The 24,561-nt window shown below is 71.8% G+C and carries 22 protein-coding genes; 1 reads left to right on the top strand and 21 read right to left on the bottom strand.

Annotated features, from left to right (window positions below; translation table 11 throughout):
* Window positions 1-201 precede the first annotated feature (201 nt).
* The 14 genes from ACIP89_RS32805 to pyrR all read right to left on the bottom strand — a co-directional run bounded on the left by ACIP89_RS32805 (window position 202) and on the right by pyrR (window position 17,028).
* The gene (locus ACIP89_RS32805; RefSeq protein ID WP_402118006.1) at window positions 202-2,352 is read right to left on the bottom strand and encodes a primosomal protein N'; all 2,151 of its coding nucleotides are present in this window, start codon (window positions 2,350-2,352) and stop codon (window positions 202-204) included.
* A gap of 127 nt (window positions 2,353-2,479) precedes the next feature.
* On the bottom strand, window positions 2,480-3,688 hold the full coding sequence (metK, locus tag ACIP89_RS32800; protein ID WP_401930214.1) for a methionine adenosyltransferase: 1,209 nt from the start codon (window positions 3,686-3,688) through the stop codon (window positions 2,480-2,482).
* Between the two features lie 231 nt (window positions 3,689-3,919).
* A complete protein-coding gene (gene coaBC / locus ACIP89_RS32795; RefSeq protein ID WP_402118005.1) occupies window positions 3,920-5,122 on the bottom strand; it encodes a bifunctional phosphopantothenoylcysteine decarboxylase/phosphopantothenate--cysteine ligase CoaBC in 1,203 nt (400 codons plus the stop codon).
* 145 nt (window positions 5,123-5,267) lie between these two features.
* The gene (gene rpoZ, locus ACIP89_RS32790) at window positions 5,268-5,540 is read right to left on the bottom strand and encodes a DNA-directed RNA polymerase subunit omega (RefSeq protein WP_003970369.1); all 273 of its coding nucleotides are present in this window, start codon (window positions 5,538-5,540) and stop codon (window positions 5,268-5,270) included.
* Between the two features lie 93 nt (window positions 5,541-5,633).
* Window positions 5,634-6,251 (bottom strand): guanylate kinase, encoded by a 618-nt coding sequence (gene gmk / locus ACIP89_RS32785; RefSeq protein ID WP_073737558.1) that lies wholly within the window; start codon window positions 6,249-6,251, stop codon window positions 5,634-5,636.
* 38 nt (window positions 6,252-6,289) lie between these two features.
* A complete protein-coding gene (locus tag ACIP89_RS32780) occupies window positions 6,290-6,613 on the bottom strand; it encodes an integration host factor (protein WP_024490957.1) in 324 nt (107 codons plus the stop codon).
* A 245-nt stretch (window positions 6,614-6,858) separates the two neighbouring features.
* Window positions 6,859-7,698, bottom strand: coding sequence for an orotidine-5'-phosphate decarboxylase (gene pyrF, locus ACIP89_RS32775; RefSeq protein ID WP_402118003.1), 840 nt, complete (start codon window positions 7,696-7,698; stop codon window positions 6,859-6,861).
* Window positions 7,695-8,804: a quinone-dependent dihydroorotate dehydrogenase gene (locus ACIP89_RS32770; protein WP_401930207.1), complete on the bottom strand. Its 1,110-nt coding sequence runs from the start codon at window positions 8,802-8,804 to the stop codon at window positions 7,695-7,697. The genes pyrF and ACIP89_RS32770 overlap by 4 nt, the downstream gene beginning before the upstream one ends.
* Window positions 8,805-9,047: 243 nt before the next feature.
* Entirely contained in the window at window positions 9,048-12,356 is a 3,309-nt protein-coding gene (gene carB / locus ACIP89_RS32765; RefSeq protein ID WP_401930205.1) for a carbamoyl-phosphate synthase large subunit, read from the bottom strand.
* Window positions 12,349-13,491 carry a glutamine-hydrolyzing carbamoyl-phosphate synthase small subunit gene (carA, locus tag ACIP89_RS32760; protein ID WP_402118002.1) on the bottom strand — a complete coding sequence of 381 codons (1,143 nt, stop codon included), beginning with the start codon at window positions 13,489-13,491 and terminating at the stop codon, window positions 12,349-12,351. Before carA ends, carB begins: the two co-directional genes overlap by 8 nt.
* Complete coding sequence (locus tag ACIP89_RS32755) at window positions 13,488-14,075, bottom strand: hypothetical protein (RefSeq protein ID WP_401930201.1); 588 nt, start codon at window positions 14,073-14,075, stop codon at window positions 13,488-13,490. The genes carA and ACIP89_RS32755 overlap by 4 nt, the downstream gene beginning before the upstream one ends.
* Window positions 14,072-15,358, bottom strand: coding sequence for a dihydroorotase (locus ACIP89_RS32750; protein ID WP_401930384.1), 1,287 nt, complete (start codon window positions 15,356-15,358; stop codon window positions 14,072-14,074). Before ACIP89_RS32750 ends, ACIP89_RS32755 begins: the two co-directional genes overlap by 4 nt.
* A 2-nt stretch (window positions 15,359-15,360) precedes the next feature.
* Window positions 15,361-16,356 carry an aspartate carbamoyltransferase catalytic subunit gene (locus tag ACIP89_RS32745; protein ID WP_401930197.1) on the bottom strand — a complete coding sequence of 332 codons (996 nt, stop codon included), beginning with the start codon at window positions 16,354-16,356 and terminating at the stop codon, window positions 15,361-15,363.
* Window positions 16,357-16,443: 87 nt separating this feature from the next.
* The gene (gene pyrR / locus ACIP89_RS32740; protein ID WP_073737550.1) at window positions 16,444-17,028 is read right to left on the bottom strand and encodes a bifunctional pyr operon transcriptional regulator/uracil phosphoribosyltransferase PyrR; all 585 of its coding nucleotides are present in this window, start codon (window positions 17,026-17,028) and stop codon (window positions 16,444-16,446) included.
* 221 nt (window positions 17,029-17,249) lie between these two features.
* Between pyrR and bldD the strand changes: the two genes are divergently transcribed.
* Window positions 17,250-17,750 (top strand): transcriptional regulator BldD, encoded by a 501-nt coding sequence (gene bldD / locus ACIP89_RS32735; protein WP_014157378.1) that lies wholly within the window; start codon window positions 17,250-17,252, stop codon window positions 17,748-17,750.
* A gap of 171 nt (window positions 17,751-17,921) precedes the next feature.
* On the opposite strand, the gene nusB is transcribed toward bldD, so the two are convergent.
* The 7 genes from nusB to aroC form a co-directional block, all read right to left on the bottom strand.
* Complete coding sequence (nusB, locus tag ACIP89_RS32730; RefSeq protein WP_024490948.1) at window positions 17,922-18,353, bottom strand: transcription antitermination factor NusB; 432 nt, start codon at window positions 18,351-18,353, stop codon at window positions 17,922-17,924.
* 2 nt (window positions 18,354-18,355) lie between these two features.
* Window positions 18,356-18,922 carry an elongation factor P gene (gene efp / locus ACIP89_RS32725; protein WP_024490947.1) on the bottom strand — a complete coding sequence of 189 codons (567 nt, stop codon included), beginning with the start codon at window positions 18,920-18,922 and terminating at the stop codon, window positions 18,356-18,358.
* 50 nt (window positions 18,923-18,972) lie between these two features.
* Entirely contained in the window at window positions 18,973-20,079 is a 1,107-nt protein-coding gene (locus ACIP89_RS32720) for an aminopeptidase P family protein (RefSeq protein WP_401930193.1), read from the bottom strand.
* A gap of 77 nt (window positions 20,080-20,156) precedes the next feature.
* On the bottom strand, window positions 20,157-21,062 hold the full coding sequence (locus ACIP89_RS32715) for a Pro-rich N-terminal domain-containing protein (RefSeq protein ID WP_401930191.1): 906 nt from the start codon (window positions 21,060-21,062) through the stop codon (window positions 20,157-20,159).
* A 147-nt stretch (window positions 21,063-21,209) separates the two neighbouring features.
* Complete coding sequence (aroQ, locus tag ACIP89_RS32710) at window positions 21,210-21,650, bottom strand: type II 3-dehydroquinate dehydratase (RefSeq protein WP_024491791.1); 441 nt, start codon at window positions 21,648-21,650, stop codon at window positions 21,210-21,212.
* Window positions 21,647-23,281 (bottom strand): 3-dehydroquinate synthase, encoded by a 1,635-nt coding sequence (gene aroB, locus ACIP89_RS32705; protein WP_401930189.1) that lies wholly within the window; start codon window positions 23,279-23,281, stop codon window positions 21,647-21,649. Before aroB ends, aroQ begins: the two co-directional genes overlap by 4 nt.
* Window positions 23,278-24,462 carry a chorismate synthase gene (gene aroC / locus ACIP89_RS32700; protein ID WP_401930187.1) on the bottom strand — a complete coding sequence of 395 codons (1,185 nt, stop codon included), beginning with the start codon at window positions 24,460-24,462 and terminating at the stop codon, window positions 23,278-23,280. Before aroC ends, aroB begins: the two co-directional genes overlap by 4 nt.
* Between the last annotated feature and the right edge of the window lie 99 nt (window positions 24,463-24,561).

Genomic DNA, 24,561 nt, shown 5'->3' with positions numbered 1-24,561 from the left:
ACGACTGCCGCAGACGCGCGACGGCCGGGTTCGGGGGCGTGCAGGGGCGTCCCCGCAGGACGACGAACACAGACCCGGGTGCTCATTGCGTACCCGCCGCACGTTCGTCGTCCGAGGAGACGCCCCGGAGGGACCCCGAACCCCCACCCACCGGGAAAGGCGCACCCCGCACCCGGCGGAGCCCCCGCACCCACCATGCCGTCACCCGATGTCCGGCGGGTCCACCCGAATGCGTACCGGCCCGCCACCGCCACCGCCCCGCGACATCCGGGCCGCCTGCGCCGACTTCAGCGCGGCCGCCAGTGCCGCCCCGCTGCCCGGACGTACCCGGATCAGGGCCCGCTCCCAGGTCTCCCCCGGCGGCGCGTCGAACGGCCTGCGGGGCCGTCCCGGCTCGCCCGAGGGGACCGGCACCGGGCCGAGCACCTCCGCGTCCGGCGGCAGCTCCGCGGCGGCCAGGAACGCGGCGAGCGCCTGCGGCTCACCCGTCACCGAAGCCATCCGGGACACCGGCGGAAAGCCCAGCTCGGCCCGTTCCGCCAGCTCACGGCGGGCGTGACCGACCGGGTCCCAGCGCACCAGGGCCTGCACAGGACGCAGCGTCGGCTCGGCGACAATCACCACCGTGCCGCCTTCCGGCTGCCCCCGTACCAACGCGGCGGCCGCCGTCCAGCGACGCAGCGCCTCCTCCCCGGCCCGCAGGTCGGGGCGGCCGACCATCGCCCAGCCGTCCAGCAGCAGCGCGGCCGCGTACCCGCCCTCGGCGACGGGTTCGGCGCCCGGGGTGCTGACCACGAGCGCGGGCTGGTCCGGCACCGAGTCCAGCACGTGGTCGCGTCCTGAGGTCCGCACCGGCACGGCGGGAAACGCCCGGCCGAGCTCCTCCGCCGTGCGCCGGGCGCCGACGACCTGCGCGCGCAGCCGGCGGCCCCCGCAGGCCACGCAGTGCCAGGACGTCTCGGGCAGTCCGCACCAGGCGCAGTTCAGGTCCCGCTGGTCGGGCGCCTCCAGGGGTCCCGCGCAGTGCCGGCAGCGGGCGGGCTCCCGGCAGCGCTCGCAGGCCAGCCGCGGGGCGTACCCGCGACGCGGCACCTGCACGAGCACCGGGCCGCCGCGCAGTCCGTCCCGGACGGTCTGCCAGGCGAGGCTCGGCAGCCTCGCGGCCCGTGCGGCGCCGTCCCGCGCGAGCTCGCCGTCCCCGACGGTCCGCACCAGGGGCGCCGCGATCCTGGTCTGCTCCCGGTCGGCGCGCAGCGGCAGCGCCCAGCCGCTCTCGACCAGCTGGGCGGCCTCCACGGTGCAGTTCGTACCGCCGAGCAGGAAGCCGCATCCGCTGTGCGCGGCCCGCAGTTCGAGGACCTCGCGGACGTGCGGGAAGGGGGCGTTGTCATCGCTGTGGCTGGAGTCCCCGTCGTCCCAGACGGCGACCAGGCCGAGACCGGCGACCGGGGCGAACATCGCGGCCCGCGTACCGACGACCGCCCGCACGGACCCGCGCCGCACGGCGAGCCATTCCCGGTACCGCTTCTCGGGGCCGGAGCCGGCGGTCAGCAGGGCGTGGCGGCCCTCACCGAGGATTCCGGTGAGCGCGGTGTCCACCCGTGCCGCGGTCCGTCCGTCGGGGACGACGACCAGTGCGCCGCGTCCGGAGGCGAGGGTCGCGGCGACGGCCCTGGCGATCTCCTCCGGCCAGTGCGGGCCCGGCAGAGCGGTCCACACGGCCCTGGGCGCGCCGCCGGAGGCCAGCGCGTCCAGGAACGCCGCGCCCTGCCCGTAGCGCGCCCAGCTGCCGGGAGCGGGCGGCGGGGGCGGCGGCAGGGGTTCGGGAGAGGGCTTGGACTCCGCGCGGGCGTTCCTCGGCGGCACCGCGAGCTGCAGGACGTCCGCGAGACTGCCCGCGTACCGGTCGGCCACGGCTCGGGCGAGGGCGAGCAGCTCGGGCCCGAGGACCGGTTCGGGCGACACGACGGAGGCGAGGGCGGCCAGCGCCCCGCTGTAGTCGGACTCGGCCAGCCGCTCGACCAGGAATCCGTCGATCAGGCCGCCGCCCTCGCGCCGCCCGCCCCGGACGTTGCGGCCGCCCGCGCCGAAGCGCACCCGCACCCGCACCCCGGGCCGCGCGACGGCGTCGAGCTCCTCGGGGACGGCGTAGTCGAAGTACTGGTCGAGGTGGAGTGCGCCCTTGTTCACCAGGACGCGGGCGACGGGCAGCTCACCGGCGAGGGCGGCCCCGCGCCAGGTCCTCGGTTTGGCGCGGGGCACCTTGGCCTGCCGCACCGTCTCCCGGATCAGCGCAAGCTGCTCCGGAGCCCCGGTGCCGGGCTCGTCGGACCGCTCGTTGTCGCTGCTCACAGCCAAATTCCTACCAGACGCCACTGACATTCCGTCCGGCTCGGGACTCGGACGCAACGCCGGAGCCCGGACACCGATGGGCGTCCGGGCTCCGGCGAAGAGGTGCCCGCTGGGCGGGGCCGGGGGCCTACAGACCCGCGGCTGCGCGCAGTGCGTCCACCCGGTCGGTGCGCTCCCAGGTGAAGTCGGGAAGCTCCCGGCCGAAGTGGCCGTACGCGGCGGTCTGCGCGTAGATCGGGCGGAGCAGGTCGAGGTCACGGATGATCGCGGCCGGGCGGAGGTCGAAGACCTCGCCGATGGCGTGCTCGATCTTCTCGGTCTCGATGGCGGCGGTGCCGAAGGTCTCGACGAAGAGGCCGACCGGCTCGGCCTTGCCGATGGCGTACGCGACCTGGACCTCGCAGCGGGCGGCGAGCCCGGCGGCGACGACGTTCTTGGCGACCCAGCGCATCGCGTAGGCGGCCGAGCGGTCCACCTTGGACGGGTCCTTGCCGGAGAAGGCACCGCCGCCGTGGCGGGCCATGCCGCCGTAGGTGTCGATGATGATCTTGCGGCCGGTGAGTCCGGCGTCACCCATCGGGCCGCCGATCTCGAAGCGTCCGGTCGGGTTGACCAGCAGCCGGTAGCCCTCGGTGTCCAGCTTGATGCCGTCCTCGATCAGCTGCGACAGCACGTGCTCGACGACGAACTCGCGGATGTCCGGTGCGAGGAGCGAGTCGAGGTCGATGTCGCTGGCGTGCTGCGAGGAGACGACGACCGTGTCGAGACGGACGGCCTTGTCACCGTCGTACTCGATGGTGACCTGGGTCTTGCCGTCGGGACGCAGGTACGGGATGGTCCCGTTCTTGCGGACCTCGGACAGCCGGCGCGACAGCCGGTGCGCGAGGTGGATCGGCAGCGGCATCAGCTCGGGCGTCTCGTCGCAGGCGTACCCGAACATCAGGCCCTGGTCGCCGGCGCCCTGCTTGTCGAGTTCGTCCTCGTCGCCCTCGACCCGCTTCTCGTAGGCGGTGTCGACGCCCTGCGCGATGTCGGGCGACTGCGCGCCGATGGACACCGAGACGCCGCAGGAGGCGCCGTCGAAGCCCTTCTTGGAGGAGTCGTAGCCGATCTCCAGGATCTTGTCGCGCACCAGCTGGGCGATCGGGGCGTAGGCCTTGGTCGTGACCTCACCCGCAACATGCACCTGACCTGTGGTGATCAAGGTCTCGACGGCGACACGCGACGTCGGGTCCTCTCGGAGGAGTGCATCGAGAATGGTGTCGCTGATCTGGTCAGCGATCTTGTCGGGGTGACCCTCGGTAACGGACTCCGAGGTGAAGAGACGGCGGGACACATCGCTCCCTGGGGTTGCAGCGGCTGCTGGCTGAATCATTGGCGGACGGGCCCGGGAGCTGCGCCCGGTACGGTCCTGGACCAGTTTATCGGTCGGCTCCGGCCGGTGGACAACATGTCTCGCCCTTTGGGAGTTCTGTGACATGTGGCACGGCCGTCCGAAGGCCTCCCGGGACGCCGTCCGGTGCCGTGTTCCCCGGGAACCGGCCGCCGGAACGGCGACACGAGAAATTCACGCAAGTCGTGGCGACACGAGGTCCCAGACCGTGTCGGCGAGCGCCTCCTTGGGCCCGAACGGCACCGGGGTCTCGCCGCCGTCGGCCGCCAGCACCACCGCTTCGTTCTCCTCCGCGCCGAAGGTCCTGCGCTCCCCCACCTCGTTGACCACCAGCAGGTCGCAGCCCTTGCGGCGGAGCTTCTCCCGCCCGTTGGCGAGGACGTCGTCGGTCTCGGCGGCGAATCCGACGACGATCTGTTCCGGCCGGGCGCGCCGCCCGGCGACCTCCGCGAGGATGTCCGGGTTGCGGACGAGCGCGATCGGGGCGGGCTCCTGGCCGTCCTTCTTCTTGATCTTCCCGGCGGCGTACTCGGCCGGGCGGAAGTCGGCCACCGCCGCCGCCATCACCACGACGTCCGCGTCCGCCGCCGCCTTCAGCACGGCGTCGCGCAGCTGCGTCGCGGTGCCGACCCGGACGACGTCGGCCCCGGACGGGTCGGGCAGGCCGGTGTTGGCCTCGACGAGCGTGACCCGCGCGCCCCGGGCGACCGCGGTGCGGGCGAGCGCGTACCCCTGCTTCCCGGAGGAGCGGTTGCCGAGGTAGCGGACCGGGTCGAGCGGTTCGCGGGTGCCGCCCGCGCTGATCACCACATGGCGGCCGGCCAGGTCGGGGGCGGCGGTTCCGCGCGCCAGCACGCGGCGGCAGACCTCGAAGATCTCCCCCGGGTCCGGCAGCCTGCCCTTGCCGGTGTCGACGCCGGTGAGCCGGCCCACGGCGGGCTCGATGACGACGGCGCCCCGGCGGCGCAGGGTGGCGACGTTCTCCCGGGTGGCCGGGTGCTCCCACATCTCGGTGTGCATGGCGGGCGCGAAGACGACCGGACAGCGCGCGGTGAGCAGCGTGTTGGTGAGCAGGTCGTCGGCGAGCCCGTGGGCGGCCCTGGCCAGCAGGTCGGCGGTGGCGGGAGCGACGACGACGAGGTCGGCGTGCTGTCCGATGCGTACGTGCGGGACCTCGTGGACGTCGTTCCAGACCTCGGTCGACACCGGGTGGCCGGAGAGCGCCGACCAGGTGGCCGCGCCGACGAAGTGGAGCGACGCCTCGGTCGGCACGACCCGTACGTTGTGGCCGGACTCGGTCAGCCGCCGCAGCAGCTCGCACGCCTTGTACGCGGCGATGCCGCCGCTGACGCCCAGAACGACCTCAGGCTTCTCCACTGCGTCTCCCCGCACTCGGGTACGTACTCGGATACGTACGCCCCCCATGCTGCCTCACGGTCGCGGACGCCGGTCCGCCGCCCCGGACACACCACGGGCCCGGCGGTGGTGACCGCCGGGCCCGTGGTGAAGGTGCGTTCTGCTGCTACTGCGCGGGGCCCTCGATGGCCTCGGAGGTGAGCAGGCCCGCGTTGATCTCGCGGAGCGCGATCGAGAGCGGCTTCTCGTGCACGTGGGTGTCGACGAGCGGACCGACGTACTCGAGGAGTCCCTCACCGAGCTGCGAGTAGTACGCGTTGATCTGGCGCGCGCGCTTGGCGGCGTAGATCACGAGGCTGTACTTCGAGTCGGTTGCTTCGAGGAGCTCATCAATCGGCGGGTTGATGATGCCCTCGGGCGTGGTGATGGAAGAGGACACTCTCTGCCTTCCGAAGGGGGTGAAGATCAAAGAAATCTTTGACAGTCAGGGGCTGTGTGGTGCGGTCCCGTACCGGCGCGACCCGTTCTTCGTTCAGTCGCCGGCGGCACGGTGGCCGGAAGCCTCCAGCATCAAGGCTAGCAGCTCACGTGCCACATCCTCGACGGAGGTATTGACAAGCGTCGTATCGAACTCGGATTCGGCGGCCAGCTCGATCCTGGCCGCGGCGAGCCTCCGGTCGATCACGGCAGGTGCCTCGGTACCCCGGCCGGTGAGCCGGCGCACCAGCTCGTCCCAGCTCGGCGGCGCCAGGAAGACCAGCTGGGCGTCGGCCATCGACTGCCTGACCAGCCGGGCGCCCTGGAGGTCGATCTCCAGCAGCACCGGCTCGCCCGCCTCAAGACGCTCCTGCACGGCGCGGCGCGGCGTGCCGTAGCGGTTGCCGGCGAACTCGGCCCACTCAAGCAGCTCACCGTTGGCGATCAGCTTGTCGAACTCCTCGTTGTCCACGAAGAAGTAGTGGACGCCGTTGCGCTCGCCGGGGCGGGGCTTACGGGTCGTCGCCGACACGGAGAGCCAGACCTCGGGGTGGACCTTGCGCATATGCGCGACGACCGTGCTCTTGCCGACCCCCGAGGGGCCGGAGAGCACGGTCAGCCGCGGACGTGCGTCCGGGGGTACGGGGGACGTCCCCCGGGATGTTGCAGCCATGGAGCGATTATCCAGGTTCTCAGGGGTGCCTGAGAACGTCAGGCGGGGCTGCCGCCGAACTCACGCTCCAGGGATGCGATCTGGTTGGAGCCGAGACCCCGCACCCGGCGGCTCTCGGAGATGCCGAGCCGTTCCATGATCTGCTTGGCGCGGACCTTGCCCACGCCGGGCAGGGACTCCAGCAGGGCGGAGACCTTCATCTTGCCGATGACGTCGTTCTCCTGGCCCGACTTGATGACCTCATGGAGGGAGGCGCCGGAGTGCTTGAGTCGATTCTTGACCTCGGCCCGCTCCCGGCGAGCCGCGGCGGCCTTTTCGAGCGCGGCTGCGCGCTGTTCAGGGGTAAGGGGCGGAAGAGCCACGCCTACGTCACCTCGGATGTCGATCTGTCGGATACGGACCGGTGAGGCAGCGGGAACGCCCCTCACCTGGTGAGCAACGCACAACCTGTGTGCGTTGGCTCTCGACGGAGACTAGCGGCCAGGGCCGCCGGAGTCAGCGAGAACAGACGAAAAGTCCTGGTCAGCCTTTGCCGACCGGGACATTCCTGGCATAACAACCGAGATTTTTGGCCAGGATTACGTCGACACGCTGTTACGTGGCATGGTCAGCCCTCCGGGACGGCCGCGCGGACCTCGTCCGCGAACCGCTCGGCGGCTTCGCGCAGCCCTGCCGCGTCCGGTCCGTGGCGCAGCACGCCCCGGCTCACGCTGGGCAGCACATCGCGTACGGCGTCCCCGAAGACCCCGGGCAGATCCGCGGGGGTCGCCCCCTGCGCGCCGATGCCGGGCGCGAGCAGCGGGCCGTTGATCGAGAGGTTCACGCCCGCGTCCCCGAGGGTGGCGCCGACGACCGCGCCCACCGAGCCGAGCCGGGTGGCGCCCTCGTTCTCCGCGGCCATGTGGTCGAGCATCAGCTGGGCCAGCGAGCGGCCGTCGGCCGCGGTGGCGCGCTGCACCTCGGCGCCCTCCGGGTTGGAGGTGAGGGCGAGCACGAAGACCCCGGAGCCGGAGGTCGCCGCCGCGTCCAGTGCCGGCCGCAGCGAGCCGAAGCCGAGGTAGGGCGAGACGGTGACCGCATCGGAGAACAGCGGCGAGTCCTTGTCCAGGTAGGTGGCGGCGTAGGCGCCCATGGTGGAGCCGATGTCGCCGCGCTTGGCGTCCATCAGGACCAGCGCGCCGGCCGCCCGTGCCTCCTGGACGGCCCTCTCCAGGACGGCGATGCCGCGCGAGCCGAAGCGCTCGAAGAACGCCGACTGCGGCTTGAGGACGGCGACCCGGTCCGCCAGCGCCTCGACGACCGTACGGGTGAACCGCTCCAGGCCGGCGACGTCGTCGTTCAGCCCCCAGGAGGTGAGCAGGGAGGCGTGCGGGTCGATGCCGACGCAGAGCGGCCCACGGGTGTCCATGGCGCGGCGCAGTCGCGCGCCGAAGGGTTCCAGGGTCATTTCACGGCCTTCCGGGTTTCCGCGCCGACCGCGTCGGCGAGGGTGGCGTACGGGGAGGCGGCCAGACGGGCGGCCAGGCCCTTGTGGATCGACCGGGCGTAGAACGGGCCCTCGTAGATGAAGGCGCTGTAGCCCTGTACGAGCGTGGCGCCGGCCAGGATGCGCTGCCAGGCGTCCTCGGCGTTCTCGATGCCTCCGACGCCCACCAGGGTGATCCTGTCCCCCACCCGCGCGTAGAGGCGGCTCACGACCGCCAGGGAGCGTTCCTTGAGGGGTGCGCCGGACAGCCCGCCGGTCTCCCCGGTCAGCGACGGCGAGGACCTCAGGCCCAGCGTGTCGCGGGCGATGGTGGTGTTGGTGGCGATGATGCCGTCCAGGCCCAGCTCGACCGCGAGGTCCGCGACCGCGTCGATGTCCTCGTCCGCGAGGTCGGGGGCGATCTTGACGAGCAGCGGGACCCGGCGTCCGGTGACGGTCCGGTCCGCGGCCTCGCGCACCGCGGACAGCAGCGGGCGCAGCGACTCGGTGGCCTGGAGGTTGCGCAGTCCGGGCGTGTTGGGCGACGAGACGTTGACGACGAGGTAGTCGGCGTGGGCGGCGAGCCGCTCGGTGGACTTCACGTAGTCGGCGGCGGCCTCCGCCTCCGGGACCACCTTGGTCTTGCCGATGTTGACGCCGACCGTGGTCCGGAAGACCGGGTTGCGGGCCGCCAGCCGCTCGGCCACGGCGGCGGAGCCCTCGTTGTTGAAGCCCATGCGGTTGATCAGCGCGCGGTCCGCGACGAGGCGGAACAGCCGCTTCTTCGGGTTGCCCGGCTGCGGTTCGCCGGTGACCGTGCCGATCTCGATGTGGTCGAAGCCGAGCATCGACATGCCGTCGATCGCGATGGCGTTCTTGTCGAAGCCGGCGGCGAGGCCGAAGGGGCCGTGCATCCGCAGGCCGAGGGCCTCGGTGCGCAGCTCCCGGTAGCGGGGGGCGAGCGCGGCGGCGACGAAGGTGCGCAGGACGGGCACGCGGGCGGCGAGGCGGATCCAGCGGAAGGCCAGGTAGTGCGCCTCCTCCGGGTCCATCCGCTTGAAGACCAGCTGGAAGAAGAACTTGTACATCGGGGGTGTCCTCGGTGTTCTCACGAAGAGGGGGACACCGTTTCCGGTGTCCCCCTGGGAGCGGGCCAGGACCGGCCCTAGGGCCTGTCCGGTGGATCAGGGTCGGGATAGGGCGCGCCGTCCGGTGCGGTGCATCGCGAGGCGCCGGAGCGTCTCGACAGCGGAGCTATTGGGGCGTTTCGGCAACGCGGCGAGGTGCCGTGCCAGACGCCGCGCCCCCGGCCATGATCCGCGGGACACGGCCTAGTCGCGGGCCGCGGTCAGATGTTCCGCGTGTTCCTGGAGGGAACGGACGCCCACGTCGCCGTGGTTGAGTGCGTCGATGCCCTGGACCGCCGCGGCGAGCGCCTGGACCGTGGTGAGGCACGGCACGGAGCGGGCGACGGCGGCGGTGCGGATCTCGTAGCCGTCGAGCCGGCCGCCGGTGCCGTACGGCGTGTTGACGATGAGGTCGACCTCGCCGTCGTGGATCAGCTGGACGATGGTCTTCTCCCCGTTGGGGCCCTCTCCCTCGGACTGCTTGCGCACGACCGTCGCGTTGATGCCGTTGCGCTTGAGCACCTCCGCGGTGCCGGAGGTGGCCATCAGCTCGAAGCCGTGGGCGACCAGCTCGCGGGCCGGGAAGATCATCGAGCGCTTGTCGCGGTTGGCGACGGAGATGAAGGCGCGGCCCGAGGTGGGCAGCGGGCCGTACGCGCCGGCCTGCGACTTGGCGTACGCCGTGCCGAAGACCGAGTCGATGCCCATGACCTCGCCGGTGGAGCGCATCTCCGGGCCGAGGACCGTGTCGACGCCGCGGCCGTGGATGTCGCGGAAGCGCGACCACGGCATGACCGCCTCCTTGACGGAGATCGGCGCGTCCAGCGGCAGCGTGCCGCCGTCGCCGTGCTTCGGCAGCAGGCCCTCCGCCCGCAGCTCCGCCACGGTCGCGCCCAGCGAGATCCGGGCGGCGGCCTTGGCGAGCGGGACCGCGGTCGCCTTCGAGGTGAAGGGGACGGTCCGGGAGGCGCGCGGGTTGGCCTCCAGGACGTAGAGGATGTCTCCGGAGAGCGCGAACTGGATGTTGATCAGCCCGCGTACGCCGACGCCCTTGGCGATGCCCTCCGTGGAGGCGCGCAGCCGCTTGATGTCGTAGCCGCCGAGGGTGATCGGGGGCAGGGCGCAGGCGGAGTCGCCGGAGTGGATACCGGCCTCCTCGATGTGCTCCATGACGCCGCCGAGGTAGAGCTCGGTGCCGTCGTAGAGCGCGTCCACGTCGATCTCGATGGCGTCGTCGAGGAAGCGGTCGACCAGGACCGGCCGGGTGGGGCTGATCTCGGTGGACTCGGAGATGTACGAGGCGAGGCGGGTCTCGTCGTAGACGATCTCCATGCCCCGGCCGCCGAGCACGTACGAGGGGCGTACGAGGACGGGGTAGCCGATCTCGTCGGCGATGGCCTTGGCCCCGGAGAAGGTGGTGGCGGTGCCGTGCTTGGGGGCGGGCAGTCCGGCCTCGGCCAGGACCTGGCCGAAGGCGCCGCGGTCCTCGGCGGCGTGGATGGCCTCCGGCGGGGTGCCGACGACGGGCACGCCGTTGTCCTTGAGCGCCTGGGCCAGGCCGAGCGGCGTCTGGCCGCCGAGCTGGACGATGACGCCCGCGATCGGGCCGGCGAGGGACTCCGCGTGCACGATCTCCAGCACGTCCTCAAGCGTCAGGGGCTCGAAGTACAGGCGGTCGGAGGTGTCGTAGTCCGTGGAGACGGTCTCGGGGTTGCAGTTGACCATCACGGTCTCGTAGCCGGCGTCGCTCAGGGCGAAGGAGGCGTGGACGCAGGAGTAGTCGAACTCGATGCCCTGGCCGATGCGGTTGGGGCCGGAGCCGAGGATGATCACCGCGGGCTTGGTGCGGGGCGCGACCTCGCTCTCCTCGTCGTAGGAGGAGTAGAAGTACGGCGTCTTCGCGGCGAACTCGGCGGCGCAGGTGTCGACGGTCTTGTAGACCGGGCGGATGCCGAGCGCGTGCCGCACCTCGCGGACGACGTCCTCGCGCAGGCCGCGGATCCCGGCGATCTGGGCGTCCGAGAAGCCGTGCCGCTTGGCGTCGGCCAGCAGTTCGGGCAGCAGCTTGTCGGCGGCGGCCAGCTCGTCGGCGATCTCCTTGATCAGGAAGAGCTGGTCGACGAACCAGGGGTCGATCTTCGTCGCGTCGAAGACCTCCTCCTGGGTGGCGCCGGCCCGGATCGCCTGCATGACGGTGTTGATGCGGCCGTCGGTCGGGCGGACCGCCTCGGCCAGCAGTTCGGCCTTGTCGCCGGGCTCGCCGGTGAAGGTGAACTGCGAGCCCTTCTTCTCCAGGGAGCGCAGCGCCTTCTGCAGGGCCTCGGTGAAGTTCCGGCCGATCGCCATGGCCTCGCCCACCGACTTCATGGTGGTGGTGAGGGTGGAGTCGGCGGAGGGGAACTTCTCGAAGGCGAAGCGCGGGGCCTTGACGACGACGTAGTCGAGGGTCGGCTCGAAGGAGGCCGGGGTCTTCTCGGTGATGTCGTTGGGGATCTCGTCGAGCGTGTAGCCGACGGCCAGCTTGGCGGCGATCTTGGCGATCGGGAAGCCGGTGGCCTTCGACGCCAGCGCGGAGGAGCGGGAGACGCGCGGGTTCATCTCGATCACGATGACCCGGCCGTCGACCGGGTCGATGGCGAACTGGATGTTGCAGCCGCCGGTGTCGACGCCGACCTCGCGGATGATCGCGATGCCGATGTCGCGCAGCCGCTGGTACTCGCGGTCGGTGAGGGTCATCGACGGGGCGACGGTGATCGAGTCACCGGTGTGGACGCCCATCGGGTCGAAGTTCTCGATGGAGCAGACGACCACGACGTTGTCGTTCCGGTCGCGCATCAGCTCCAGCTCGTACTCCTTCCAGCCGAGGATGGACTCCTCCAGGAGCACCTCGGTGGTCGGGGAGAGCGTGAGGCCCTGTCCGGCGATGCGGCGCAGCTCCTCCTCGTCGTGGGCGAAGCCGGAGCCGGCGCCGCCCATGGTGAAGGAGGGGCGGACGACGACGGGGTAGCCGCCGAGCGTGTCGACGCCCTTGATGATGTCGTCCATGGAGTGGCAGATGACCGAGCGGGCGGACTCGCCGTAGCCGATCTTCGCCTTGACGGCCTCGACGACGCCCTTGAAGAGCTCGCGGTCCTCGCCCTTGTTGATGGCCTCGACGTTGGCGCCGATGAGCTCGACGCCGTACTTCTCCAGGACACCGTTCTCGTGCATGGAGATCGCGGTGTTCAGCGCGGTCTGGCCGCCCAGGGTGGGGAGCAGCGCGTCGGGGCGCTCCTTGGCGATGATCTTCTCGACGAACTCGGGGGTGATCGGCTCGACGTAGGTGGCGTCGGCGATCTCCGGGTCGGTCATGATCGTCGCCGGGTTGGAGTTCACCAGGATGACGCGCAGGCCCTCGGACTTGAGGACGCGGCAGGCCTGGGTGCCGGAGTAGTCGAACTCGGCGGCCTGGCCGATGACGATCGGACCGGAGCCGATGACCAGGACGGACTGGATATCGGAGCGCTTAGGCACGCTGGCCCTCCATCAGGGATACGAAGCGGTCGAAGAGGTACGCGGCGTCGTGCGGGCCGGCGGCCGCCTCGGGGTGGTACTGGACGCTGAAGGCCGGCCGGTCGAGGAGCTGGAGGCCCTCGACGACCTGGTCGTTCAGGCAGACGTGGGAGACCTCGGCCCGCCCGTAGGCGGTGTCGGAGACCTTGTCGAGCGGGGCGTCGACGGCGAATCCGTGGTTGTGCGCGGTGACCTCGACCTTGCCGGTCGAGCGGTCCTGCACGGGCTGGTTGATGCCCCGGTGGCCGTACTTCAGCTTGTAGGTGCCGAAGCCGAGCGCCCGGCCGAGGATCTGGTTGCCGAAGCAGATGCCGAAGAGCGGGGTCTGGCGCTCCAGGACGCCCCGCATGAGGGAGACGGGGTGGTCCGCGGTGGACGGGTCGCCGGGGCCGTTGGAGAAGAAGACGCCGTCGGGGTTCACCGCGTACACCTCCTCCAGGGTGGCGGTGGCGGGCAGGACGTGTACCTCGATGCCGCGCTCGGCCATCCGGTGCGGGGTCATGCCCTTGATGCCGAGGTCGACCGCGGCGACGGTGAACTTCTTGGTGCCGATCGCGGGGACGACGTACGTCTCCTTGGTGGCGACCTCCGCGGAGAGGTCGGCGCCGGTCATCTCGGGTGCCTGGCGCACCTTGGCGAGGAGGGCGCCCTCGTCGGCGAGCGCGTCGCCGGAGAAGATGCCGACGCGCATCGCGCCGCGCTCGCGCAGGTGGCGGGTGAGGGCGCGGGTGTCGATGCCGCTGATCCCGACGACGCCCTGGGCCGTGAGCTCCTCGTCGAGCGAACGCTTCGAGCGCCAGTTGGAGGGCTTCCGGGCGGGGTCGCGCACGACGTAGCCGGAGACCCAGATGCGCTTCGACTCGGGGTCCTCGTCGTTCACACCGGTGTTGCCGACGTGCGGGGAGGTCATCACGACGACCTGGCGGTGGTACGAGGGGTCGGTCAGCGTCTCCTGGTAGCCGGTCATGCCGGTGGAGAACACCGCCTCGCCGAAGGTCTCCCCCACAGCCCCGTAGGCGCGGCCGCGGAAGGCGCGGCCGTCCTCCAGGACGAGTACGGCGGGAGCTTTGCCGGCTCCCCGGGTGGAGATCGTCATCGTGCGGTGCCTTCCGTAGAGCTGGTGAGGTGGTTGACGGCTTCGACCCAGGCAGGGTGTTCGGCCGAGTGGTCGGAGCGGAATCCGGAGTCGATCAGCTGGTCGCCGAGCGCCCAGGTGATGACCAGCAGGCCGCCCTCTGGGAGGACCTTGCCGGCGAGGGCCTTGTCGGTCCGGGCCTCGCGCAGGTCGGCGGCGGGGACGAAGAAGTCCGCCGCGCCGGGCCGTACGACGTCGAGGCCCTGCTCGGTGAGGGTGAGCTCGACGCGGCTGCGGGTGCCGAGGCCGTGGGCGACGACGCGGTCGAGCCACTGCCCGGCCGTCGTCGAGGCGTGGTAGCGCCCGGTCAGGGTGAGCAGCCGCTCACCGTCCGCGAAGCCGTCCGGGCGGGTCGCCAGGTCCGGCAGTCCGGACTGGAGGCTGCCGCGCCACTTCCATCCCTGGCGCATCAGCCAGTAGACGAAGGCGACGAGGACGGCCAGTCCGATCACCCAGCTGATCCGGGCGGACCAGTCGGTCACCTCCGCCGACTTCCGCTCGGCGGCCAGTTGGTACAGCTGGAATGTGGGGCTGAGTGTTGTCACGCGAGCTTCCCGTCGACGACCGTGGCACGGCCCCGCAGGAAGGTGTGGGTCACTCGGCCCGGCAGCTCGCGCCCCTCGTACGGAGTGTTGCGGCTGCGGGAGGCGAAGCCCGCGGGGTCCACCGCTCCACGGTATGCCGGATCGACCAGAGTGAGGTTGGCGGGTTCGCCGGCGGCGACGGGGCGGCCGTGGCCTTCGAGGCGGCCGATGGCGGCGGGGCGCAGCGACATCCGGTCCGCGACGCCCGCCCAGTCCAGGAGTCCGGTCTCGACCATCGTCTGCTGGACGACGGAGAGCGCGGTCTCCAGGCCCACCATCCCCATGGCGGCCGCGGCCCACTCGCAGTCCTTGTCCTCGTGCGGGTGCGGGGCGTGGTCGGTGGCGACGCAGTCGATGGTGCCGTCCGCGAGGGCCTCGCGCAGGGCCATGACGTCGGCCTCGGTGCGCAGCGGCGGGTTCACCTTGTAGACGGGGTTGTAGGACCGGACGAGCTCGTCGGTGAGGAGCAGGTGGTGCGGGGTGACCTCGGCGGTGACGTTCCAGCCCTTGGACTTGGCCCAGCGGACGATCTCGACGGATCCGGCGGTCGAGAGGTGGCAGATGTGCACCCGGGAGTCCACGTGGGCCGCGAGCAGCACGTCGCGGGCGATGATCGACTCCTCCGCGACGGCGGGCCAGCCGCCGAGGCCGAGCTCGGCGGAGACGACGCCCTCGTTCATCTGGGCGCCCTCGGTGAGTCGGGGCTCCTGGGCGTGCTGGGCGACGACCCCGTCGAACGCCTTCACGTACTCCAGGGCGCGGCGCATGATCACCGCGTCGTCCACGCACTTGCCGTCGTCGGAGAAGACCTTCACTCCGGCGGCCGAATCGTGCATGGCGCCGAGTTCCGCGAGCTGCTTGCCCTCCAGGCCGACGGTGACGGCGCCGATGGGCTGCACATCGCAGTAGCCGGACTCCTTGCCGAGCCGCCAGACCTGCTCGACGACTCCGGCGGTGTCCGCGACCGGGAAGGTGTTGGCCATGGCGTGCACGGCGGTGAAGCCGCCGACGGCCGCGGCCCTGGTGCCGGTCAGGACGGTCTCGGAGTCCTCCCGGCCGGGCTCGCGCAGGTGGGTGTGGAGGTCGACCAGGCCGGGCAGCAGGACCTGGCCCGCCGCCTCGACGACGGTGGCGCCGGCGGCGTCGAGGCCGGTGCCGACCGCCGCGATGGTCTCGCCGTCGATCAGGACGTCCTGGGGCTCTCCGCCGAGGATCTTCGCGCCGCGAATAAGGATCTTGCTCATGGTTACTTGTTCTCCTCGGTACGGGCGGCGGGCGACGGGTGGGACGGGGCGGCGGGTCCGGATCCGCCCAGCAGCAGGTAGAGCACGGCCATCCGGATGGAGACCCCGTTGGCGACCTGCTCGACGACCGTGCAGCGGTCGGAGTCCGCCACCTCTGCGGTGATCTCCATGCCGCGGACCATCGGGCCGGGGTGCATGACGATGGCGTCCCCGGGCATCTTCGCCATCCGCTCGCCGTCCAGGCCGTAGCGGCGGGAGTACTCGCGCTCGGTCGGGAAGTACGCGGCGTTCATCCGCTCCCGCTGCACCCGCAGCATCATCACCGCGTCCGACTCCGGCAGCACCTTGTCGAGGCTGTAGCTGACGTCGCACGGCCACTGCTCGACGCCGACCGGGACCAGGGTCGGCGGGGCCACCAGGGTGACGTGCGCGCCGAGGGTGGTCAGCAGGTGGACGTTGGAGCGGGCGACCCGGCTGTGCAGGATGTCGCCGACGATCGTGATCCGGCGTCCGGTGAGGTCCTGGCCGAGTCCGGCGTCCGCCCCGACCAGCCTGCGGCGCATCGTGAAGGCGTCCAGCAGGGCCTGCGTGGGGTGCTCGTGGGTGCCGTCACCGGCGTTGACGACCGCACCGTCGATCCAGCCGGAGGTGGCCAGGCGGTAGGGGGCGCCGGAGGCACCGTGCCGGATGACGACGGCGTCGGCGCCCATCGCCTCCAGGGTCAGGGCGGTGTCCTTGAGCGACTCCCCCTTGGAGACGGACGAGCCCTTGGCGGAGAAGTTGATGACATCGGCGGACAGCCGCTTGGCGGCCGCCTCGAAGGAGATGCGGGTGCGCGTCGAGTCCTCGAAGAAGAGGTTGACGACGGTACGGCCGCGCAGGGTGGGGAGCTTCTTGATCGGCCGGTCCGCGACCCTGGCCATCTCCTCGGCGGTGTCGAGGATCAGGACGGCGTCGTCGCGGGTGAGGTCGGCGGCCGAGATGAGGTGACGCTTCATCTGGGTGTTCTCCGGGTGGCTGGAGGGTTCAGGCGTGCGGGCGTGCGGAAGCCGCCGTACGGCGGGTGAGCCGTACGCGAGGTGCGGTTACCGCTCGCCCGACGGGGCGGTCCGCCCGGCGCCGAGCAGGACGGCGTCGCGGCCGTCCTCCTCGTCGAGCTGGACCTTGACCGTCTCCCGCAGCGACGTGGGGAGGTTCTTGCCGACGTAGTCGGCGCGGATCGGGAGTTCGCGGTGTCCGCGGTCCACGAGGACCGCGAGCTGCACCGCGCGGGGCCGGCCGATGTCGCCGAGCGCGTCGAGCGCGGCGCGGATCGTACGGCCGGAGAAGAGGACGTCGTCGACGAGGACGACCAGGCGGCCCTCGATGCCCTCGCCGGGGATCTCGGTGCGGGCCAGGGCCCGTGCCGGGTGCATCCGCAGATCGTCGCGGTACATGGTGATGTCGAGGGAGCCGACCGGCATCTTCCGGCCGGTGATCTCTTCGAGCTTGTCGGCGAGCCGGCGGGCGAGGTAGACGCCCCGGGTCGGGATGCCGAGGAGCACCACGTCGTCGGCGCCCTTGGCGCGTTCGACGATCTCGTGGGCGATGCGGGTCAGTACTCGGGCGATGTCGGGAGCCTCCAGAACGGGGCGTGCCGCATTGCCGGTGGCGTCGTGCTGTGCGTCCATAAGAAACGGACCTCCTTCTCCGCCTCACTGGACGGATCTTAAAGGACGTCGAAATTGCGTCATCCACGTTACCAGGGCTTGTGCGGGGCCCTCGACGCACCCCCGGGAGGTACCGGCCAGGACCTTTCAGCTTGACGCACCCAAGTAACGCTGCGTAACCTCACAGTGAGTTACCAGCCACGCGGCGGAGCCGCGAAATGTTCCAGCGTCCCGGGAGCCTTATGTCCAGCGAATACGCAAAGCAGCTCGGGGCCAAGCTCCGTGCCATCCGCACCCAGCAGGGCCTCTCCCTCCACGGCGTCGAGGAGAAGTCCCAGGGCCGCTGGAAGGCCGTCGTCGTGGGGTCGTACGAGCGCGGTGACCGTGCCGTGACCGTGCAGCGCCTCGCCGAGCTGGCCGACTTCTACGGTGTCCCCGTGCAGGAGCTCCTGCCCGGTACGACGCCGGGCGGCGCTGCCGAGCCGCCGCCGAAGCTCGTCCTGGACCTGGAGCGCCTCGCCCACGTCCCGCCGGAGAAGGCCGGACCGCTGCAGCGCTACGCGGCGACGATCCAGAGCCAGCGCGGCGACTACAACGGCAAGGTGCTCTCGATCCGCCAGGACGATCTGCGCACGCTCGCCGTGATCTACGACCAGTCCCCGTCCGTGCTCACGGAACAGCTGATCAGCTGGGGCGTGCTGGACGCGGACGCGCGCCGCGCCGTCGCCCACGACGAGGGCTGAGCGCCCCCAGCAGAAACGTACCGCCGGATCGGCGGGGCCCTTTCCCGGACGCCCCGCCGCTCCGGCGTTCCTGTTTCCCGGCAGTCCCGTGCCCGCGGGCGGGCCGCAGCACGACGAAGGGCCCGCGGTCTGTTGACCGTGGGCCCTTCGTCGGCTGAGCGGCGCCGGTGGCTACTGCTCCCGGCGGAGGTTCGGCTTGAGGTCCTTGAAGCGGGCCAGCAGGCCGTTCACGAAGGACGGGGAGTCGTCGGTGGAGAACTCCTTGGCGATCTGGACCGCCTCGTCGATCACCACCGCGTCCGGTGTCGCGTCCACCCAGATCAGCTCGTACGCACCGAGCCGCAGGATGTTCCGGTCGACAACCGGCATCCGGTCGATCTCCCAGTCCACGGCGTAGGTGACGATGAGGTCGTCGATGCGGTCCGCGTACTGCGCGTACCCCTCGACGAGCTCCATCGTGTACTCGGTGACCGGCGGCTGACGGGTGTCGGACCGCGAGTGCCGCACCCAGTCCGCGAGGACCGTCTGCACGGACTCACCGCGCTGGTCGGCCTCGAAGAGGATCTGGAAGGCGCGCTTGCGGGCCGTGTTCCGGGCAGCCACGGTTAGCTGTTCACCCGGCCGAGGTAATCGCCCGAGCGGGTGTCGACCTTGATCTTCTCGCCGGTCGTGATGAAGAGCGGGACACCGATCTCGTAACCGGTCTCCAGCGTGGCGGGCTTGGTGCCGCCGGTGGAACGGTCGCCCTGGACGCCCGGGTCCGTGTGCTGGATGACGAGCTCGACGGCGGCCGGCAGCTCGACGTAGAGCACCTCGCCCTCGTGCTGCGCGACGGAGGCGGTGAAGCCCTCGATCAGGAAGTTGGCGGCGTCGCCGACGGACTTGCGGTCGACCATCAGCTGGTCGTACGTGTCCATGTCCATGAAGACGAAGTACTCGCCGTCCATGTACGAGAACTGCATGTCACGTCGGTCAATGGTGGCCGTTTCGACCTTCACACCGGCGTTGAACGTCTTGTCGACGACCTTGCCGGAGAGCACGTTCTTGAGCTTGGTGCGCACGAAGGCGGGGCCCTTGCCGGGCTTGACGTGCTGGAACTCGACGACGGACCAGAGCTGGCCTCCGTCGAGCTTGAGCACCAGGCCGTTCTTGAGGTCGTTCGTGGAAGCCACGGTTGCGGAATCTCCTGGACTGAAGCTGGTGGAACGGCCGAGGATGCGCGCTAGAGCGCGAGCAGCTCCTTGGTCGTAATGGTGAGTAGCTCGGGTCCGCCGTCCGCCTCTGGGCGCACGACGAGCGTGTCATCGATCCGGACCCCGCCCCGGCCCGGGAGGTGGACCCCCGGTTCGACGGTGACCGGCACACAAGCGTCCAGTTTACCCATGGCCGCAGGTGCCAATTGCGGGTCCTCGTCGATTTCGAGCCCGACCCCGTGCCCGGTCCGGGTCACAAGACCCTCTCCGTGACCCGCGGAGTCCAGGAGGTGGCGGGCCGCGCGGTCCACGTCGCGGTAGGCGGCGCCGGGCACAAGTGCCTCCCGTCCAGCCCTCTGAGCGGCGAAAACCAGGTCGTAGAGCTCGATCTGCCAGTCGGCCGGGGCGGTGCCGATGACGAAGGTGCGGCCGATCTCGCACCGGTAGCCGCGGTAGTTCGCGCCGAGGCAGACGGAGAGGAAATCTCCTTCCTCCACCCTTCGGTCCGAGGGCCGGTGCCGGCCCCGGCCGGAGTTGGGACCGGTGGCGACGGACGTGGTGAAGGCGGGGCCGTCGGCGCCGTGGTCCACCAGCCGGCGTTCCAGTTCCAGCGCGAGGTGCCGCTCGGTGCGGCCGACCAGGATCGATTCGAGGAGTTCACCGAGCGCCTGGTCGGTGATCTCGGCGGCGATCCGCAGGCAGCCGATCTCCTCCTCGTCCTTGACGATGCGCAGCTGCTCGACGGTGACCCCGAGGTCGGCCAGCCGGAGCTTCGGGGCGACCGCGCCCATGGCCCGGTGCCGGGCCACGGTCAGATCGTGCTCCTCCACCGCCAGTGACTCCGCGCCCGCGGAGGTGGCCAGCCCGGCGGCGGCGACCACCGGATCGCCGCCGGTGACCGACAGCAGGTCCACCCGGAGCTGCTCGTCGGTACGTCCGTCGGCCGGGTCACCGGTCGGCGGGCCGGGGCAGAGCAGAACGTCCTCGTCGGGGCCGAGCAGCAGCACGGCGCCCGGCGGCGCTCCCCCTGCCAGATAGCGGACATTGGCGGGACGGGAGACCAGGGCGGCCGCGGATCCGACGGCGGCGCACCGGTCGCGGAGCAGCCCGCGTCGGACGGCGTACACCTCTGACATGAATCGAGCGTACGAGCGCGGCCCCGGGCCCGCGCGGTCAGCGCACCCGACCGGGGGGCGGTGCACGGCGGGCGGGGCTACCAGGCCGGGGGGCTGGCAATGGAGCGGGCGAGTATGTCGTCCAGGACGCGGGCGGTGGTCTCCACGTCGTACGTGGAGTTGTCGATGATCGGCAGCCCGGAGCCGTACCAGCCGGCCATCCGGCCGTGGATGCGGGCGACCTCCTCGTCCGAGAGGCGGCGGTTGCCGCTGCGGGCGGCGTTGCGCTCCAGGACGACCTCCAGGCCCGGCAGCAGGACGACGGGCAGCAGCCCGGGGCCCACATGGCGCTTCCAGCCGCCGAGGCCCACCACGGGGCGGTCCGGGAAGACCGCGTCGTCGAGGATGCAGGAGATGCCGTTGGCCAGGAAGTTGCGGGCGGCGAAGCCGCAGGTGCGGCGGGCCAGCCGGTACTGGGCCTCCGACTGGTCGTTCCACCCCGTCTGTGGGTCCGCGAAGCCGGAGCAGACCCACTCCCGGACGTCGTCGAGGCTGACGTGGGCGGTGGGGACCCGGCGGCGGCTGGCCCAGAGCTTGGCCACGGTGGTCTTTCCGGCGCCCGCGGGGCCGATCAGGAGCACGGCGAGGGTCGCGGTGCCGGTGCCGGGCTCGGCGGGCGGCGCGGGCAGCGGTACGGGCCCGCCGGGCGGCAGCTGGATGTGCCCGGTGCTCTCCCGGGAGACCGGCGCCGGCGCCTGGTGCGGTGCCGGTCCGCTCCAGCCCTGGGCCTGCTGGGCGGGCGGGGCCTGCGGCGGAGCGGCGGGGCGCCCGGCCGGCGGCGGGGGGGCGGGGCGGCTCGACGGGGGCGGGCCGGGGGGACCGGCCGGCGGCGGGACCGGCGGGCCGGGGTGGCCTGGGTGCTGGGCCTGCTGCGACCATCCGACGGGCCCGGTCGCGGGTCCGTGGGGCGGCGGCGGCAGCGGTGCCCCCACTGCGTGCTGCATCCGGTGGCACTCCGTCTCGTACAGGCAACTGGCGCTGGTGGAACGGCAACCGTACAGTCCCCGGCCGCCACACAGGGAACGGCCGGGGACCGTGTGAAGTGCCCCGACGGCCGAGCCGGGCCATCTCGGCCGTGCGGTGACGGCCCGTCAGTCCGTCAGCTCGTCCGCCAGGGCCCGCAGCGCGAGCCGGTAGGAACCGATGCCGAACCCCGCTACCGTCCCGGTGGCGACCGGTGCGACCACGGAGTTGTGGCGGAACTCCTCGCGTGCGTACGGGTTCGAGATGTGCACCTCGATCAGCGGGGCGGTGCGCTGGGCGGCCGCGTCCCGCATTCCGTACGAGTAGTGCGTGAAGGCGCCCGGGTTGAGGACGACCGGAATCGAACCGTCCGCGGCCTCGTGGAGCCAGCGGATCAGCTCGCCCTCGTCGTTGGTCTCCCGGACGTCGACGTCGAAGCCGAGTTCCTTGCCGAGCGTGCGGCAGGCCTCGACGAGCCCGGCGTACGAGGTGGCCCCGTAGACGTCGGGCTCGCGGGAGCCCAGCCGGCCGAGGTTGGGCCCGTTGAGGACGAGGACCCGTCGGGTCACGCCGACACCTCCCCGTAGGCGGCGAGCAGCACGGCCGGGTCGGGACCCTCCAGGACGGTGGGCTTGCCGAGGCCGTCCAGGACGATGAAGCGCAGCAGGTCGCCGCGGGACTTCTTGTCGACCTTCATGTTCTCCAGCAGCTTGGGCCACTGGTCGCCCCGGTAGGTGAGCGGCAGCCCGACGGACTCCAGGACGGCGCGGTGCCGGTCGGCGGTCGCGTCGTCCAGGCGCCCGGCCAGCCGGCCCAGTTCGGCGGCGAAGACCATGCCGACCGAGACGGCCGCGCCGTGCCGCCACTTGTAGCGCTCGTTCTTCTCGATCGCGTGCGCCAGGGTGTGGCCGTAGTTGAGGATCTCGCGCAGCCCCGACTCCTTGAGGTCGCTGGAGACGACCTCTGCCTTGACCCGGATGGCGCGTTCGATCAGCTCCGAGGTGTGCGGTCCGGCCGGTGTGCGCGCGCCCTGCGGGTCGGCCTCGACGAGGTCGAGGATGGCCGGGTCCGCGATGAAGCCCGCCTTGATGATCTCGGCCATGCCGCTGACGTAGTCGTTGACCGGCAGGGAGTCCAGGGCGGCGAGGTCGCAGAGCACTCCGGCGGGCGGGTGGAAGGCGCCGACGAGGTTCTTGCCCTCCGCGGTGTTGATGCCGGTCTTGCCGCCGACGGCCGCGTCCACCATGGCGAGCACGGTGGTGGGTACGGCGATCCAGCGCACTCCGCGCAGCCAGGTCGCGGCGACGAAGCCCGCGACGTCCGTGGTGGCGCCGCCGCCCACGCCGACGATGACGTCGGTGCGGGTGAAGCCGGTCTGGCCGAGCGCCTTCCAGCAGTAGGCCGCGACCTCGACGGTCTTGGCCTCCTCCGCGTTCGGCAGCTGGATCGCGATGGCCTCGTAGCCCTGGTCCGCGAGGTCCTGGCGGACGGCCTCGCCGGTCTCCGCGAGCGCCTCGGGGTGCAGGACCGCGACGCGCTTGACGCGGTCACCGATGAACGCGGGCAGCTCGCCCAGCAGTTGCCGGCCGATCACCACCTCGTACGGGTCGGTGCCCGCGCTGCCGGCGATCTGGATCCGGGTGGGTCCCTGCTCTGTCATCGTTGCGTTCTCCCGGCCGGACGACGGCGCGTCCGGCAGTTCCAGTGCTTCGAGGACCGCCTGGGCGACCTCTTGCGGTGTGCGCTCGTCGGTCGCGACGACCGCGCGGGCCACGTCCGTGTACAGGTGGCGGCGGGCCTCCATGAGCTCGCGCCACTGCCGGCGCGGATTCACGGCGAGCAGCGGGCGCGCGGTGTTCAGCCCGACCCGCTTGACCGCTTCGTCGACGTCCATCGAGAGGTAGACGACGGCGTGGCCGGCCAGCAGGGCGCGGGTCGCCTCGTCCAGCACGGCGCCGCCGCCGAGCGAGAGGACACCCGTGTGCTCCGCGACCGCGGCGTGCACGGCCCGCCGCTCCAGCTCGCGGAACCGCTCCTCGCCCTCGTCGTAGAAGATCTCCGCGATCGGCTTCCCGGCCGTGGCGACGACATCCGCGTCGGTGTCCCGGTAGGTGGTGCCGAGCAGTCCGGCGAGCAGCTCGCCGACGGTGGACTTGCCGACGCCCATCGGGCCGACCAGGACGATCAGCGGGGCGCTCATCGGATCCGCAGGTGGTCGAGGTACGACTGCACGTTGCGGTGGGTCTCGGGGACGCTGTCGCCGCCGAACTTCTCCGCGACCGCGTCGGCGAGCACCAGCGCGACCATCGCCTCCGCGACGATCCCGGCGGCCGGGACCGCGCAGACATCGGAGCGCTGGTGGTGGGCCTTGGCGGGCTCGCCGGTCACCACGTCGACGGTGGCCAGGGCGCGCGGCACGGTCGCGATGGGCTTCATCGCGGCGCGGACGCGCAGCAGCTCGCCGGTGGTGAGACCGCCCTCGGTGCCGCCGGAGCGGCCGGAGGCGCGCTTGATGCCGTCCTCTGTCACCAGGATCTCGTCGTGCGCCTGCGATCCCGGCACCCGGGCCAGATCGAAGCCGTCCCCGACCTCGACGCCCTTGATGGCCTGGATTCCCATGAGCGCGGCGGCGAGGCGGGCGTCGAGCCTGCGGTCCCAGTGCACGTGCGAACCGAGGCCGACCGGCACTCCGTACGCCAGTACCTCGACCACTCCGCCGAGCGTGTCGCCGTCCTTGTGGGCCTGGTCGATCTCCGCGACCATCTGCTTGCTCGCGTCCTCGTCGAGGCAGCGCACCGGGTCGGCGTCGAGCTTCTCGACGTCGGCCGGCGTCGGGTAGACCCCGTACGGGGCCTTGGCGGCGGCCAGCTCGACGACATGGCTGACGATCTCGATGCCGGCCGTCTCCTTGAGGTACGAGCGGGCGACGGCGCCGAGGGCGACGCGCGCCGCGGTCTCCCGGGCGCTGGCGCGCTCCAGGACCGGGCGGGCCTCGTCGAAGCCGTACTTCTGCATGCCGGCGAGGTCGGCGTGGCCGGGCCGGGGGCGGGTCAGCGGGGCGTTGCGGGCCTGCGCGGCCAGCACGTCGGGGTCGACCGGGTCGGCCGACATGACCTGCTCCCACTTGGGCCACTCGGTGTTGCCCACCATCACGGCGACCGGCGAACCCATGGTCAGGCCGTGCCGGACCCCGCCCAGGAAGGTGACCTCGTCCTGCTCGAACTTCATCCGGGCGCCGCGGCCGTATCCGAGCCGCCGCCGGGCGAGCGCGTCCGCCACCATCTCCGTGGTGACCGGGACACCGGCGGGAAGACCCTCCAGCGTCGCCACCAGTGCGGGGCCGTGCGACTCCCCCGCGGTCAGCCAGCGCAACCTGCTCAACGGTGCTCCTCATGCTCGCGCCTGAAATCCGAACGGCGCGGCCGGGTGCGCGGCCCTGGCCCGCCGCCCCCGATCCTCCCACGGACCGGGTGGCCGGCC

Source organism: Streptomyces sp. NPDC088730 (assembly GCF_044751215.1).
Classification (GTDB): Bacteria; Actinomycetota; Actinomycetes; order Streptomycetales; family Streptomycetaceae; genus Streptomyces.
The sequence above is the reverse complement of the archived record's forward strand: the minus strand, read 5'-3'. Positions and strand labels throughout refer to the sequence as shown.

Coding starts and splice junctions, on each gene's coding strand:
- gmk (WP_073737558.1), bottom strand. CDS start 6,251: ATGGCTGCAACATCCCGGGGGACGTCCCCCGTACCCCCGGACGCACGT.
- pyrF (WP_402118003.1), bottom strand. CDS start 7,698: ATGACCCTGGAACCCTTCGGCGCGCGACTGCGCCGCGCCATGGACACC.
- ACIP89_RS32770 (WP_401930207.1), bottom strand. CDS start 8,804: ATGTACAAGTTCTTCTTCCAGCTGGTCTTCAAGCGGATGGACCCGGAG.
- carA (WP_402118002.1), bottom strand. CDS start 13,491: ATGACGATCTCCACCCGGGGAGCCGGCAAAGCTCCCGCCGTACTCGTC.
- ACIP89_RS32750 (WP_401930384.1), bottom strand. CDS start 15,358: ATGAGCAAGATCCTTATTCGCGGCGCGAAGATCCTCGGCGGAGAGCCC.
- ACIP89_RS32745 (WP_401930197.1), bottom strand. CDS start 16,356: ATGAAGCGTCACCTCATCTCGGCCGCCGACCTCACCCGCGACGACGCC.
- pyrR (WP_073737550.1), bottom strand. CDS start 17,028: ATGGACGCACAGCACGACGCCACCGGCAATGCGGCACGCCCCGTTCTG.
- bldD (WP_014157378.1), top strand. CDS start 17,250: ATGTCCAGCGAATACGCAAAGCAGCTCGGGGCCAAGCTCCGTGCCATC.
- ACIP89_RS32720 (WP_401930193.1), bottom strand. CDS start 20,079: ATGTCAGAGGTGTACGCCGTCCGACGCGGGCTGCTCCGCGACCGGTGC.
- ACIP89_RS32715 (WP_401930191.1), bottom strand. CDS start 21,062: ATGCAGCACGCAGTGGGGGCACCGCTGCCGCCGCCGCCCCACGGACCC.
- aroB (WP_401930189.1), bottom strand. CDS start 23,281: ATGAGCGCCCCGCTGATCGTCCTGGTCGGCCCGATGGGCGTCGGCAAG.